13 protein-coding genes and 1 pseudogene are annotated in these 14,043 nt (G+C 36.6%); 4 read left to right on the forward strand and 10 right to left on the reverse strand.

What is annotated here, in order from left to right:
* Positions 1–305: 305 nt before the first annotated feature.
* The 3 genes from AC4G3K_RS06095 to AC4G3K_RS06105 form a co-directional block, all read right to left on the reverse strand.
* Entirely contained in the window at positions 306–455 is a 150-nt protein-coding gene (locus AC4G3K_RS06095; protein WP_491077063.1) for a YvrJ family protein, read from the reverse strand.
* A gap of 69 nt (positions 456–524) precedes the next feature.
* Complete coding sequence (locus tag AC4G3K_RS06100; protein ID WP_491077062.1) at positions 525–743, reverse strand: DUF2922 domain-containing protein; 219 nt, start codon at positions 741–743, stop codon at positions 525–527.
* 42 nt (positions 744–785) lie between these two features.
* A complete protein-coding gene (locus AC4G3K_RS06105; RefSeq protein ID WP_491077061.1) occupies positions 786–998 on the reverse strand; it encodes a DUF1659 domain-containing protein in 213 nt (70 codons plus the stop codon).
* Positions 999–1,527: 529 nt separating this feature from the next.
* On the opposite strand from AC4G3K_RS06105, the gene AC4G3K_RS06110 reads away from it, so the two are divergent.
* A complete protein-coding gene (locus AC4G3K_RS06110) occupies positions 1,528–2,442 on the forward strand; it encodes an ABC transporter ATP-binding protein (protein ID WP_491132816.1) in 915 nt (304 codons plus the stop codon).
* Positions 2,439–3,338, forward strand: a complete 900-nt coding sequence (locus AC4G3K_RS06115; RefSeq protein ID WP_491132817.1) for an ABC transporter permease — start codon at positions 2,439–2,441, stop codon at positions 3,336–3,338. Before AC4G3K_RS06110 ends, AC4G3K_RS06115 begins: the two co-directional genes overlap by 4 nt.
* A 57-nt stretch (positions 3,339–3,395) precedes the next feature.
* Here AC4G3K_RS06115 and AC4G3K_RS06120 read toward each other — a convergent pair whose 3' ends face one another.
* The 5 genes and pseudogenes from AC4G3K_RS06120 to coaA all read right to left on the reverse strand — a co-directional run bounded on the left by AC4G3K_RS06120 (position 3,396) and on the right by coaA (position 9,882).
* A complete protein-coding gene (locus AC4G3K_RS06120; protein WP_491133240.1) occupies positions 3,396–5,171 on the reverse strand; it encodes an ABC transporter ATP-binding protein in 1,776 nt (591 codons plus the stop codon).
* 35 nt (positions 5,172–5,206) lie between these two features.
* Positions 5,207–6,943 (reverse strand): ABC transporter ATP-binding protein, encoded by a 1,737-nt coding sequence (locus AC4G3K_RS06125; RefSeq protein WP_491132818.1) that lies wholly within the window; start codon positions 6,941–6,943, stop codon positions 5,207–5,209.
* A 410-nt stretch (positions 6,944–7,353) separates the two neighbouring features.
* Positions 7,354–8,097 carry a CDP-diacylglycerol--serine O-phosphatidyltransferase gene (pssA, locus tag AC4G3K_RS06130; protein ID WP_491077057.1) on the reverse strand — a complete coding sequence of 248 codons (744 nt, stop codon included), beginning with the start codon at positions 8,095–8,097 and terminating at the stop codon, positions 7,354–7,356.
* Positions 8,098–8,339: 242 nt separating this feature from the next.
* A pseudogene (locus tag AC4G3K_RS06135) lies at positions 8,340–8,895 on the reverse strand (maltose acetyltransferase domain-containing protein).
* Between the two features lie 51 nt (positions 8,896–8,946).
* Positions 8,947–9,882 (reverse strand): type I pantothenate kinase, encoded by a 936-nt coding sequence (coaA, locus tag AC4G3K_RS06140; protein WP_491077056.1) that lies wholly within the window; start codon positions 9,880–9,882, stop codon positions 8,947–8,949.
* A 160-nt stretch (positions 9,883–10,042) separates the two neighbouring features.
* On the opposite strand from coaA, the gene AC4G3K_RS06145 reads away from it, so the two are divergent.
* Positions 10,043–10,987 (forward strand): ATP-grasp domain-containing protein, encoded by a 945-nt coding sequence (locus tag AC4G3K_RS06145; protein ID WP_491132819.1) that lies wholly within the window; start codon positions 10,043–10,045, stop codon positions 10,985–10,987.
* A 99-nt stretch (positions 10,988–11,086) separates the two neighbouring features.
* Here AC4G3K_RS06145 and AC4G3K_RS06150 read toward each other — a convergent pair whose 3' ends face one another.
* Positions 11,087–11,533 carry a DUF4362 domain-containing protein gene (locus AC4G3K_RS06150; protein WP_491132820.1) on the reverse strand — a complete coding sequence of 149 codons (447 nt, stop codon included), beginning with the start codon at positions 11,531–11,533 and terminating at the stop codon, positions 11,087–11,089.
* A gap of 163 nt (positions 11,534–11,696) precedes the next feature.
* Between AC4G3K_RS06150 and AC4G3K_RS06155 the strand changes: the two genes are divergently transcribed.
* The gene (locus AC4G3K_RS06155; protein ID WP_491132821.1) at positions 11,697–11,822 is read left to right on the forward strand and encodes a hypothetical protein; all 126 of its coding nucleotides are present in this window, start codon (positions 11,697–11,699) and stop codon (positions 11,820–11,822) included.
* Between the two features lie 586 nt (positions 11,823–12,408).
* Here AC4G3K_RS06155 and AC4G3K_RS06160 read toward each other — a convergent pair.
* Positions 12,409–13,665: an ADP-ribosylglycohydrolase family protein gene (locus AC4G3K_RS06160; RefSeq protein WP_491077052.1), complete on the reverse strand. Its 1,257-nt coding sequence runs from the start codon at positions 13,663–13,665 to the stop codon at positions 12,409–12,411.
* Positions 13,666–14,043 lie beyond the last annotated feature (378 nt).

The raw sequence follows: 14,043 nt of genomic DNA on the forward strand, positions 1-14,043 counted from the left end.
CGTACTCTTTTCAAACCACAACTAATAGGCAATATTCTTTAAATGTTGATTTCACGTCAAACCATAGATAATCACTTTTATAAAAAAGCATTTGGGTTGAAAAGATTTTCGTCTATTTTTAAACAAATACTGCGAAGATTGTTAATGTATATAGTGGAAATCGATTTGATGAGAAAAAGGTAATTGATTCATTTGCATGGGCCGAAGCGGAGATAAAGCGTTATTATGAAAATTCGATGAGGATAGGAGAGCTATTATACCAATTAATAAGGCTTGTCATCTTATACAACGACAAGCCTTTAAAATTATTTTTTTATTAGTTCACTAAGCATAAATGGTAATGATTGGATAGAATTGTTCAGCATTTCGAGCTTGCCTTCTATTCGATATAAAAGATATACGGTAACCACAACTGGAAAACCTACATCTTTAATTAACAAAATTAAATCCTCCACGAAATAACCCCCTCACTCTATTCTTTTTAAAAAGGCTAATCCAACTTATTTGGATTAGCCCCCTGCTTATTATACAAATGTGTAGTCTGTTTTCGCTGTTTCCACTAACTGTGCTTCTTTTTTGCTATTGTAGAAACCAGTTTTAGTTAAAAATACTTTCGATTCAATGATACGATCCATAGCCTGACTAACCGCTTCTTGATCAACTGGCATAATTGGATTACTGATTGATAGTTTGGCTGTCTTACCTTCTTCTGTCAGAAAATAAAGTTCAAGTACGTTTTCCATCTGTAAATCCTCCCTTCTATTAAATTTTCCCTGTTATTGATACTAGATTTCCCACGTGTCCAAACGCTTAACTCCAGCTACATTATGTTTTTGAAGGGATATAATCGCATCTGCACATTTTTTTAGTGCTGCACCATCCACACCATTATTAATATTGGACAGTGTTCTTTTTTGGATAATGTCTTCTCCTTTTGCATCCGTTCCAACGATAAATTCTATTTGTAGCTTTGTTAACTCTAAAAATTGATTTTCCATGTTCTCACCTCCTTTTCACCTCTTATATATAAATCCAGAGGGCAAAAAGGAGCATCTAAAAATAACTTTTTCAATAATAGTTTTGATGATGTTAACACTCATGTTTACTAACTATCTTTTTCCATGGCTCCTTATCAATAATCCCGTAGCTGATACTACGTGACCAATTCTCTGTCATAATCTACTTTCCAAAGCGTTGTGTATGCATAACCTTCTTAATAATGAGAACAGGTGTTTTTACATGATTCTCTTACTATCGTAACTTCAAACTTTTTATTTATTCCATTAAATTGACATAAAAACATATATTACCAACCCTTTCGATAATTCTGAATAATGATAAAATTAAGGTATAAACATGTAATTTCCATACTAATTTGGAAGATAACAAAGAGTGTTATTTCGGAGGTTACATTGCACTATTCCCATCGATTTGTTTCCCATAACTGCAGGAGTTGCAGACGAATCGTACAGTCACGTCATCCGAAGAAACCTGAATAAGAATTCAATGAAGGAGGACAGAGAAGAGATGAACAATGTAATTGAAATAAATCAATTGTGTAAATACTTCGGTAAGGTTAAAGCAGTACAGAATTTGAGCTTTCGTGTAAAAGAAGGGGAATTGTTCGCCTTTTTAGGACTCAATGGCGCTGGCAAAAGTACAACCATTTCTATTATTTGCGGACAGCTTGAAAAAGACGCAGGCAAAGTGATAATCGATGGGGCTGATTTGGATCGAAATGTTGACAAAATTAAAAAAGATATAGGTGTAGTCTTCCAAAATTCCGTATTAGATAAGGACTTGTCGGTTAAAGATAACCTTGAAAGCCGTGCGGCACTATACGGTATTACCGGCAATACATTTAAAACTCGACTTTCTGAGCTGTCCAACCTTCTTGACTTTAGCGAACTTCTAAAACGTCCCGTCGGCAAACTCTCCGGCGGACAGCGGCGACGAATTGACATTGCTCGTGCACTGCTCCATAAACCTAAGATTCTCATTCTTGACGAACCAACCACTGGCCTTGATCCCCAGACGAGAAAGATCCTTTGGAATGTCATGACCAAACTGCGACAAGAACAGAATATGACGATTTTTCTTACTACACATTATATGGAAGAAGCAGCAGATGCCGATTATGTTATTATTCTCGACAATGGGGTGATTACCGCTGAAGGGACACCACATCAACTTAAAAATACATATACTCGAGATTATATTACCCTCTATGGGTTAAACGAGCAGCAGATAAAAATTTTAAATAAACCCTATGAGTCTATAAAAGATGCTTTTCGCATCGACATACCTAATACAACTGTCGCAACTGAACTTATCCTTAAACACCCTGAAATATTCACTGATTATGAGATTACCAAAGGCAAGATGGATGATGTTTTCCTTGCCGTAACAGGCAAAACATTACTTGGAGGTGGAGAAAAATGACTGCCTTGAACGCTCTTGTAAAACGTAATAGCAAAATATTTTTCAAGGATAAAGGGATGTTCTTTACGTCACTCATCACACCAATAATCCTGTTAGTGCTTTATATGACCTTCCTTGCAAATGTCTATCATGACAGTTTCCTATCGGCAATCCCTAAAGGTTTTAAAGTGTCTGATGATTTACTAAACGGATTGGTGGGCGGTCAGCTTTTTTCTTCCCTCTTAGCAGTATCCTGCGTAACCGTAGCCTTCTGTTCGAATATGTTGATGGTACAGGATAAGGTGACAGGGGCAAGAAATGATTTAACCATTACACCGGTAAAACCGTCCAAATTAGCAATAGGGTACTATATTTCCACCGCACTAACTACACTTTTAATATCTCTTGTTGCTATGTGTGCCTGCTTTCTCTATCTATCCTGGGTAGGATGGTATTTATCGGTATCAGATGTCCTATTTATTTTTCTGGATATCTTTCTGCTTGTGATATTTGGTACTGCCCTTTCTTCCATTATCAATTTCTTTTTGTCCTCTCAAGGACAAATGTCTGCGGTTGGAACCATCATTAGTGCAGGTTACGGCTTCATCTGTGGAGCATATATGCCTATTTCTCAGTTCAGCGACGGTCTGCAAAAGGTCATTTCCTTTTTGCCAGGCACATATGGCACCTCACTTCTACGTAACCATTCCCTCGATGGTGTGTTTCGGGAGATGGAATCTCAAGGCTTCCCTGCGGAAGTCGTGGAGGCATTCAAAGATACGGTTGACTGTAATTTATACTTCTTCGGAGATAAAGTGGAGCTTTTAACTATGTACTTCATTCTTAGCGGAAGTACTGCTGTGCTGATTGTCATTTATATCCTGATGAATATGCGAATAAGACGAAAAAGAAAATAGCTGACAAAAAAGGAGAGCAACAGCAATGAAATCCGTTGCTCTCCTTTTAAATTGTATTTAAGTCGTGAATTGGCTCTCATATAGCCCGTAATAAAAACCTTTATTACGAATAAGCTCTTGATGATTCCCGTGTTCAACTATTAATCCATCATTTATCACATATATACAATCAGCATTCTCTATTGTTTTCAATCGGTGGGCAATCACAAATGTAGTCCGGCCTTTAGTTAAGTTTTTCAACCCATTTTGGATGGCTATTTCTGTCCGTGTATCTATACTTGAAGTAGCTTCATCTAATATTAAAATATCTGAATCTGCTAAAACTACCCTCGCAATTGAGATTAGCTGTCTTTGTCCCTGACTTAAATTGATTCCACCCGAAGTAATAACTGTCTGGTATTGATTTGGTAAATGTTTAATAAACTGATGGGCAGCTGCGATCTTTGCAGCTCGAATAACTTCTTCATCCGTAGCATCCAGCTTCCCATAACGGATGTTCTCCATGATTGTCCCAGAAAACAAATACGTCTCCTGAAGGACAATTCCTATCCTTTTTCTTAAATCTTCTATTAAATAATCTTCTATTAGTCTCCCGTCAATTCGAATTTCACCGCTTAATCGATCATAGAACCTGGATAATAGATTAATAATAGTCGTTTTTCCTGAACCGGTTGGACCTACCAAAGCAATTGTTTGCCCCCTTTTTGCTTCCATCGATATGCCCTTAATGATTTCCTTCTCTTTTTCATATCCAAATCGAACATCTTTAAATTGGATGTATCCTTTAATAGAAGTGGCAGGCAAAGCCCCGTGATTATTCTGTAAATCAGGTATTTCATCCATAATTTCAAATACACGTTCTGCCCCAGCAATAGCAGATTGTATCGTATTCATTAAATTGGATAATTGATTAATCGGCCTGAAAAACAATCTTGAATATGTGACAAAAGCAGCGATTACACCGATTGTTGTTAGTTCATGAACTGATAATATGGCCCCGGTTCCAATAATCAAACTGAGACCCAGATTATTGATGAAATTATTGACCGGACCCAGGAATCCACCATATGTATCAGCAAGTATGGCTGATTCACGCAACTCTTCATTGATCTTTTTAAACTCTTTGATGGTCTCCTGTTCCTGTCCGAAGAGAGTAACGACTTCTTTACCACCAATTACTTCTTCCACATAACCATTCAGATTACCTAAGTTTCTCTGCCTCTTGGCGTAATTACTACTGCTTACCTGGATGATTTTTTTAGATGTCAGGATCATAATCGGAATCACAAGAAATGAGACAATTGCCAGCATCCAGTTTAAGGTAAACATAGCAATAGAAACCCCAATTATAGTCAGTAACGAAGATAAAATCTGGACTACACTTTGGCTTAATGCACTATTTAAATTGTCAATATCATTTGTTACCCTGCTCATTAAATCACCTGACGACCGTTTATCAAAGAATCGCAGGCTAAGTGTATGTAATGTAGAGAATAACTCCTCGCGAATGGTACGAATTGTTTTTAAGGAAATATGAATCATCAAGTTTTGCTGCAGCCAAGTGATGACAGCACCTGCTATATAGATACCCGCTAACAGCACAGCCATTCGAATGGAACCATCAACATCTTTAACAAGTACATATTCATCAATTGTGATACCGATATAATAGGGACCCAGTAAACTGAGTACTGTCGAAAAGAGTACGCAAACGATGGTTGCAAGCAGGCTGAATTTCCTCCTTTTTAGGTAGGACCATATTCTAAGGATCGTTTCTTTTTGATGTGTTGCTTTGCTTTTAGGTCCAAAAGAATGTATGTGACCTGGTCTCATATTCAGTTGTTTCTGATTTTTAGTATGCTGGCTCATCAATAGCTCACCTCCTGCTCACCCTGTATGCCACATAATTCACGATAAAGTTCGTTGGTATGGTACAGCTCATTATGGCTGCCAAGCCCCGTCACTTTTCCATCTTCCAAAACCAAAATTTGATCTGCGTATTTTATAGATGAAAGCTTAGAAGAAATAATGATTTTTGTTGAATCAGGATACTCATTCAGTAGTACTTTTCGTATACGACTTTCCGATATCGCATCCACCGCTGAAGTAGAATCATCCAATATCATGATTGAAGGCTTTCGAATGAATGCACGTGCCAGTGAAAGTCTTTGCCTTTGACCTCCCGATAAATTAGTTGCTCCTTGCATGAGCTCATATGCAAATTCTGGATCCAACTGATTTACAAACTGAAGAGCCTCAGCATTTCTTAAAGCTTCTATCATGTCTTCCATCGTTGCATCCGGTTTACCATGGCTTAAATTACGTTTAATCGTACCGGAAAATAACAATGCTTTTTGAGGAACAAATCCGATCGATTGACGTAACTTCTCTATATCGATCTGTTTTATATTTATTCCATTCATTAGGATTTCGCCTTCATCTACGTCATAAAGTCTTGGCAATAATTTAACTAACGTAGTCTTTCCGCTTCCCGTGCCTCCAATTATTCCAAGAGTTTGCCCGCTTGACACATGAAAGGATACATTAGAAAGTACCCTCTCCCCATTTTTACTGTAACTAAAGCTCACATTTTTAAACTCCAGAGTTCCTTTTTCCAGTATGGGAACAAGCGGATGTTCAGGTTGTTTAATGTCTTGTTCTGTATTTAATACATCTACAATTCGCCCAGCCGATGGAAATGCTCGTGTAATTTGCATGAGAACATTACTGCTGGTCATTAGGGAGTTCATAATGATCGTTAAATAATTAATAAACGCTACGATTACTCCCACATTCAAGCTCCCATTATCGACCTTAATGGCACCCATCCAGATGGCAGCTACAATTCCCATATTAACGATAAACAACAAAATCGGCATTAAACCCATAATGAGTTGGTCAGCGCGGATATTCACTGCCGTTAACTCTTTATTTACTTTTTGAAATTGCTTCATTTCATGATCCTGTGTTCCGAATGCTTTGATCACGCGAATTCCTGCTAGGTTTTCCTGCAATTTAGTATTGACTCGGTCTATTGCTTTCTGTACGAAATGGAAGAGTTTCCCTGCCTTTACTGTAAATAAAACGATCAAAATGGTCAGTAGAGGCACAACCAACAATAGAATGGGAAATAACTCTCTTGCTGTGAAAAATACAATAATAATACTGCCAAAAAACATGATAGGGCCACGTACAAAGATTCGTAATGTCATCATAACCGCTTGTTGTACAGCGGTAATATCGTTTGTCATAATCGTGATCAGTTTACCAGTACCGAATTTATCCGTGTTTTCACCGGAAAAGTAATTAATTTGTTCAAAGACATCCCTGCGGAGATCAGTTGAAAAATGAATAGCTGACCGTGTACTGAAAATCGTACTGCCCATTCCCCCAAACAGGCCTATAATCGCAGAAAGCAGCATAAGTATGCTCATGCTTACTACATATCGGCTATCACTGGTAGCTATTCCTTTATCAATAATGGTTTGCATGATGGTCGGCTGAAGCAAATCCATGGTTACTTCCACAACCATACATAGGGGGCCAAGCCATACAATTAATTTGTATGGTTTCAAGTAATTCACTAATGCTAAAAATGAATTCATTTAAATACCTACCTTCACTTTTGCTGTCAAACATTCGGTATCTTTCTATATCGTGCAATAGATAGAATGTTTAATAGGATATCTTTGGTTTATGCTTTCTTAATTCTTTCTAATTTTGCAAGATTCAATCTATTGATTTTGAAGTTTAACCTTATTTAAAAATCACCCTTCTTACCTCACGCTATTTAGCCATAAATAAACACCCCAAAAGTCAGAATTTAAATCCGACATTTGGAGTGCATAAACCGCAGATGGTGGCAGTCCTTTTAAAACATTAGTCTGAAAGCTGGCCACTTTTTACTTTAATATGAAACAGATGTCCATTTTATCATCTAACCAGCTAAAAACACTTGGGATCCTGCAAATGAAAATCCAAATGTACAAACGATAGCAGTTTTGAATTGCGATCCTTATTTTTTCAATTTCTTAATTTTCTTTTTTCTAACTCGAATCGTTCTTGTTTTTTTGATGCGAAATTTAGGTGTTTTCCCTTTAATATATCTCGCAACGATAAAGAAAATATAAATAGCAATAGCTACATAGAAAAATTCAGGAACACTCTTAAATCCTGATTTCGCAATAAGGTAAAACATATACAATAGGAATAAAGTTATAATGACCGTATAATAGTTAAGTTTCACTTTTTTGAAGCTCGGAATTTTAATCGTACTGACCATCAAGATCGCCAAACCAAAGAAAATAATAATAAAAATGCTGACATGAATCCAGTTCTCCAATAACACTAAAAATGCAACAAGTCCCCCGGCAAATGTAATAGGGATTCCTTTAAAATGCTTTAATGATTCCTCAGCAGGCGTAATATTAAATCTCGCAAGTCGATAGCATCCAAAAAGAGGGAATAATCCAGCAATCAATAGTCCATATGGATCAAAATCGATTAAATATGTATAAGAAGCCAAAAAGGCTGGAGCCACCCCAAAGGATACAATATCAGCCAATGAATCGAGCTGCTTGCCCATATCATCAGCTACCCCTAAAATTCTTGCCATTCTCCCATCCAGCGCATCAAGCATCAACGCAATAAAAATGAGTATCGTCGCATTTCGTACATCGCCGCTGATTATATAAGAAATGGAAAGATAACCACAATATAAGTTTCCTAAAGTCATGAGATTTGGTATTTGTTTCTTCATTCTTCACATCCTCAATTTGTATATGTACTTTATTTAAATCTTTTCCTTTTAGAACAATGGTTACTTTATCTTAAACTATTATTTAAATTTTATCAAAAGCATCCAGTAAATGTGAACTCTTCTTCTAAAATCCACAAAATTATTCTACCTATTCTTGTTCTTCATCTTATTTATGTGTAGGTGTAGTCTCACTTTAAAGAGTAAGGCAGGATTCACTCAACTTTTTCAGTATGCAGAATTACTTACACATATGGCGCAAAATCGGATTTTTCAACTATTTGTTTAATTATTAGGACTGGGTTACCACCTACCGCTACATGATCAGGGAAATCTTTCGTAACTACAGCCCCAGAAGCAAAATGTTATTACTAATTGTCACACCTGGATTAATAAAACCGCTCGTCCACCAATACATACAATGTCACCTATTGTAACCGGTTGCCCATATTCTATGCCAGGTATCCATTCACTGTGCATTGAATGGATGCGTGGCAGTATAAATATACACACCTGGCCAAGCATACAATTTTGACACCGGACTTTACAAATATTTGAAATAATACAATCAAAATGAGCATAATATTTTCACCCACATGAATATTGTAACCATAATCACATCGAATAGTCGGTTCTATCTACCATTTTCACCTGTGGAACCAAGCATTTTTTAATAAAGCGTTTCGCTCAGCATAATCCATTTCTATTGTCTGGCTATATAATCTTGTAAGCTTTCTTGCTCGAAGACGGTCATTTAGAAGCTCCTCGTCTTCCTAGTCTATATAATTCTCCATTAATCATTTTTTCTTTTCAGTTGCCATTATTCATTCCACTCATATGGAAATATTTGTTTTATATTTTCCTCAACTTTACCGAGGAAATAGAGTGATCAGAATCCTTCTCCAGAATAATATTCGCTCTGTTTTTTGTCGGAGCTATATTTAAATCTAGATTGATTTTATTTATTGTATTCCAAATATTTGTTGCAATATGGTCTGCTTCTTCATCCGTTAAATCAGTATAGCGGTGAAAATATGATTCTGGTTTGGCAAATGCTGTTTTACGCAACGTTTTAAAACGTTCAACATACCAATTAAAAATATCATTTTCCTTGGCATCGACATAAATCGAAATGTCAAAAAAATCAGATACGTAAACACTCGGATTGTGATCGTCTTGTTTAGGCGTCTGCAGGACGTTAATTCCTTCTACAATCACAATATCGGGCTGCTTAATAACTGTGTATTGGTTTGGCAAGATATCATAGTACAAATGAGAATAAATTGGTGCTTTCACTTTTGGATGGCCCGCTTTAATTCTGGATAAAACCTTAATGAGCTCCTTCGTATTATAACTTTCAGGAAATCCTTTTTTATCCATTATCCCTTTTTCCTCGAGCACAGCATTGGGATAAAGAAAGCCATCTGTTGTAATGAGCTCCACCTGTGGAGTATTAGGCCAACGGGACAGTAGAGCCTGAATAATTCGGGCAGTTGTACTTTTCCCTACAGCTACACTGCCTGCCACTCCGATTACATAAGGCACTTTTCTTGTCGTATTTCCAAAGAAAGTGTCTGTGACAGTGTGCAGCATTTGTGATGAATTAACATATAAATTCAATAAACGGGTTAACGGTAAATAAATCGTTGTAATTTCCTCGACAGAAAGTTTTTCATTAACACCCTGTAGTTCTTCTATTTCTGACTGAGTTAATGTCATTGGTGTATTAAATCGCAAGTTAGACCAGTCTTTTTTTGAAAAATATCTGTATGGCGAAAAATTTGGCATGTTATCTCCCTTTTAAATTCTTTCTCACTCAACAGTATAAACTTTGCCAAAACGTTTTTCCACTGCAACAATTATTTTTCTGAATTTCAAGAATTGACCATTTTCCAAGCGGAATGGTATGATTTACATAAAATAACGAAAATCAGAAGGTGATTCTATAATGGCGCACATACATATAATTCACGAAAATGATGATTGGACAAATCATTTAATCAACAGATTGGAAGAGTTAAATCTCCCATATAAAAATTGGCATTTAGCAGAAGGCATTGTCAATTTGACAGAAACACCTCCTGAAGGAATTTTTTACAATCGTATGAGCGCTTCTTCTCATACAAGAGGTCACCGTTACGCTCCAGAACTGGCAAGTGGCGTAATCAACTGGCTGGAACGTCATAATCGAAAAGTATTTAATGGCTCAAAAGCGTTAGGAATGGAAGTCAGCAAAATTAATCAATATACGTCCCTTCAAGCGGCCGGTATTAAAACACCTGCCACGATTGCAGCTGTCGGTCGGGAACATATCATTGAGGCCGCTAAAAAATTAGGAAAAACACCTTTTATTACTAAACATAACCGAGCTGGCAAAGGTCTTGGTGTACAGTTATTCCAATCTGTAGAGGCTCTCGAGGAATATGTAAACAGCCCTATTTTTGAAGAGCCTGTCGACGGGATTACCCTCATACAGGAATATATCCTATCCCCGGATTCTTCTATAACAAGATGCGAGTTTATCGGAGGGAAATTTCTATACGCTGTCCGTGTAGATACATCAAAAGGTTTCGAATTGTGTCCGGCCGATGCATGTCAAATAGAGGACTTATTTTGCCCAGTCGGAGAACAAGCAGAGACTAGGCCACAGTTTGAAATTATCAAAGATTTTAATGAACCGATCATTTCAGAATACGAAAAATTTCTCGCATCAGTAAGTATTGACATCGCCGGAATTGAATTTATCCGTGATCAAGATGGAACAATTTATACGTATGATATCAATACAAATACCAATTACAATTCCGATGCGGAAATAGAAGCTAACCAATATGGGATGCTGGAGCTGGCCAAATTTTTGGGGGCGGAATTAAAAAAAGAGTTCGGTTCTTAAAACTATTAATATAGGATAAATATAGGGATTCCCTAATGGTCTCCTGACAAAAAAGAGCTGCACCTGCAATTATTCACTATTTCAAGGTGCAGTCTCAGTTTATGGAATCTTCACATTTTCTTCCTCAATACGCATTAGGCTTTTATCATATTCCGCACAACCTGTTAAAATAAATTCTATGTATCCTATCTCATCTTCCTTCTCAATTATTTCCGTGCATACATCTTTCTCTATCCCTTTATTGTTATCTCCTGCGTAATCATCATGCGTATTATCATGCGTATATTGAATAACCTTTCCATCATATTCTAAATCTACGAATATAGGGTCACCTTCGTGAGTATAGCCGGTTATTCTTATTGTGTCCCCTTTATTTTTGGATAGATTCTGTAAAAAATCATCGAATCTTTCGAAATTCTCCACCTCTGATTGGATAACAATATCTCCTCTAGTCATTGCTTCATCAGATGAATAGCTTTCATTTGAACAACCAATAATCACCATAATAAATGAAACACTCATGACTGCCAAAAGATAGTTATTCACTCTTTTCCCTCCCAGCAAAATTAAAATATTTATGGTGAAATTTCATCATTACACTAGCCAAAACAGGAGCACCATTCCTCAGGGATCACAACTACCCGTAGAATTTGTTTATTCTTCGAACACCCCTTATAATAATTTGATAATCTAAGAAGGAGTCTGAATCATGATTGAATTTTACAGCTGGCCCTTATTAAGTAATCACTTAATACAGGAATACAATTTCCAGGAACACGGACTTGAAGAAGCATTCAGCACGTTTGAACGTAAAGTAATCCTAAAACACGGGTGACAAATAGGGCCAATCCTACTATCCATCCCTTTAATTGGTTAACAGAAGATGGAATCGATGTGACACTTAACTTTGCTTTTATATTTGATGAAGAAGAAGAGGAAAAAAAGTATGCCATTGTTATTTCTTAATAAAAAGAAAGATAGCAAGCTCATTAGTTAATGTTATTGAAATTGTATCCTCCCGATTTCAATACCGGCATTCGTCACCGGTTATGAAAAAGAATTCGACTCATTTGTTACCTGTTTCAATGGAATTCAGGGAAGATCTTGGTGATTCAGAAGACAATATAACGGTAGATGGACTATAAAAAGAACAAAAAGATAGGAGGTGTCAATAAAAAGAGCAGCATATCTGTTTTATGGTCTGATAGGAATGCTACTCTATTAAGATTCTCCTATTGTATGTGTATACATGAATATCTAATCCACTACCTCTTCAAACGAGGGTCTCTCCTCTTTTTCTGCTAATTGAATCATAAATACTTTGACCTTCATCATCCCCCGCTATCATATCTTTTCTATCACAGAAAACTGTTGCAATGATGAATGACGTCCTTTTGTGTATCATTTAGAAATAGAATACCTTACTCTTTATTTTTATCAATAGTCTCAAGCCTCTTTAACCAGTTTACAATAAAACCATCCTCAAAGAAGCGTAGCAATGTGCCTTCATAGAAACGATCTGCTCGTATGGTACCCATAATTAGTGCAAGGATACATTGGGAATCTAGAGAAGCCAGGTCAGCATTACGCATAGAATCACCATCCCATGCGAGACCATTTTTCTCCAAAATAGACCTGTACTCAGTTAATTCGTATTCAGGATGGCTTTCGGAGAACTGATAGAACTCCTGAATAAATGAATGTACGAGCTCATTGAACAGAACATATGGCATATAAAATGTGTTTTCCTGTGTGCCATCGTTCTCCTTATTAATAAACCATTCACCAAACGAATCAGCATCACATAATTTCCCGATGTATTTCGTCAGCACTTTAAACTTACCAGGAGCGTATGCACTTTTTATAAAAGTGGACCATTCATCATAAATGGCCAGCAGTTCACTATCTAAATAAGATAACGCCTTTTCTCTAAGAGCTTCAGGAACTCCATAATACGCTTCTGCAATAGAACCAGTAATGGCTGCAATTGTATCACTATCACCCCCGATTGAGATGGCGGTACGAATAGCATCTTCAAAAGAAGAAGATTCTAAAAAGGCTGCTATAGCTTGCGGTACAGTACCTTGGCATGTCTCATTAAAGTGGTATGTACCTTTAATTTCATCGATTGTGAAATCTATTGGATAGTAATATTCGTTAATCTTGTTTTGTATATCATTTTTGGTAAATCCACGTCTCGCCATAAATATAGCAACAGCGGTAGCCTCTGCCCCTTTTATTCCCTCTACATGATTATGTGTTGTCCCGGTAATAATTTCAGATAGCTCCCTAGCTTCGCTCTCCGTCCTTGCTAAAAAACCTACAGGACTTATTCGCATCGCTGCCCCGTTTCCAAAACTGTTATAAGGTTCGGGATTCTCCTTGAATATCCATTTAAAAAACATCCCGCCAAATCCACAATTTGGATATTTACGTCCCATGTCTTGCATATAGGTAGTGGACAATCTCTCCAGCAAATCTTTACAATCATACATACTTCCATGAACAGAAGGTTGAATGACCTTCTCTGTCTCCATAAGGGCCTTAGCAATCGCAAGGGTCATAATACTGTCGTCCGTAACTCGGCAATCTTCAGTAAAGAACTCAAATTCCTTACTATGATGATTATTAAATTCAAAACGAGATCCAACAATGTCACCTATAACGGCACCAATCATTAGTCATCCCTCTTTCTGCATTATTCGATACATCCACTATTTCAAGGTAAAATAGGAAAGGAAATTAGGTCAAATAAACAGAATATCTACTCTATTATAAAATTACTCTTGTTCATCCAAATAAGGTCTTATACTCGTGAGTATAGTTAATTTCTTTGTAAGTATCGACCCAGCAGTACCTACTCACCTTTTAGAGAATTGATTATACTTACTTCTTTATCACCATTTTAATACAATACCTAACGAATTATATAACCCAAAAAAATTAGTTTATTCTTTCACTTTGTTTGTCACCCAGATTTTTTATCGGTATACAAAAATGCCCAAATCTCTGTTCTAGATTAGGGCACTTTTATTCAAACTATACCTTTTTAAAAC

The sequence above is a fragment of the Bacillus sp. z26 genome, assembly GCF_058313635.1.

Excerpts from the sequence above, each read along its gene's own strand:
- AC4G3K_RS06100 (WP_491077062.1), bottom strand. The coding sequence starts at position 743 with ATGGAAAACGTACTTGAACTTTATTTTCTGACAGAAGAAGGTAAGACA.
- AC4G3K_RS06105 (WP_491077061.1), bottom strand. The coding sequence starts at position 998 with ATGGAAAATCAATTTTTAGAGTTAACAAAGCTACAAATAGAATTTATC.
- AC4G3K_RS06110 (WP_491132816.1), top strand. The coding sequence starts at position 1,528 with ATGAACAATGTAATTGAAATAAATCAATTGTGTAAATACTTCGGTAAG.
- AC4G3K_RS06115 (WP_491132817.1), top strand. The coding sequence starts at position 2,439 with ATGACTGCCTTGAACGCTCTTGTAAAACGTAATAGCAAAATATTTTTC.
- AC4G3K_RS06120 (WP_491133240.1), bottom strand. The coding sequence starts at position 5,171 with ATGAGACCAGGTCACATACATTCTTTTGGACCTAAAAGCAAAGCAACA.
- AC4G3K_RS06125 (WP_491132818.1), bottom strand. The coding sequence starts at position 6,943 with ATGAATTCATTTTTAGCATTAGTGAATTACTTGAAACCATACAAATTA.
- pssA (WP_491077057.1), bottom strand. The coding sequence starts at position 8,097 with ATGAAGAAACAAATACCAAATCTCATGACTTTAGGAAACTTATATTGT.
- coaA (WP_491077056.1), bottom strand. The coding sequence starts at position 9,882 with ATGCCAAATTTTTCGCCATACAGATATTTTTCAAAAAAAGACTGGTCT.
- AC4G3K_RS06145 (WP_491132819.1), top strand. The coding sequence starts at position 10,043 with ATGGCGCACATACATATAATTCACGAAAATGATGATTGGACAAATCAT.
- AC4G3K_RS06155 (WP_491132821.1), top strand. The coding sequence starts at position 11,697 with ATGATTGAATTTTACAGCTGGCCCTTATTAAGTAATCACTTAATACAG.
- AC4G3K_RS06160 (WP_491077052.1), bottom strand. The coding sequence starts at position 13,665 with ATGATTGGTGCCGTTATAGGTGACATTGTTGGATCTCGTTTTGAATTT.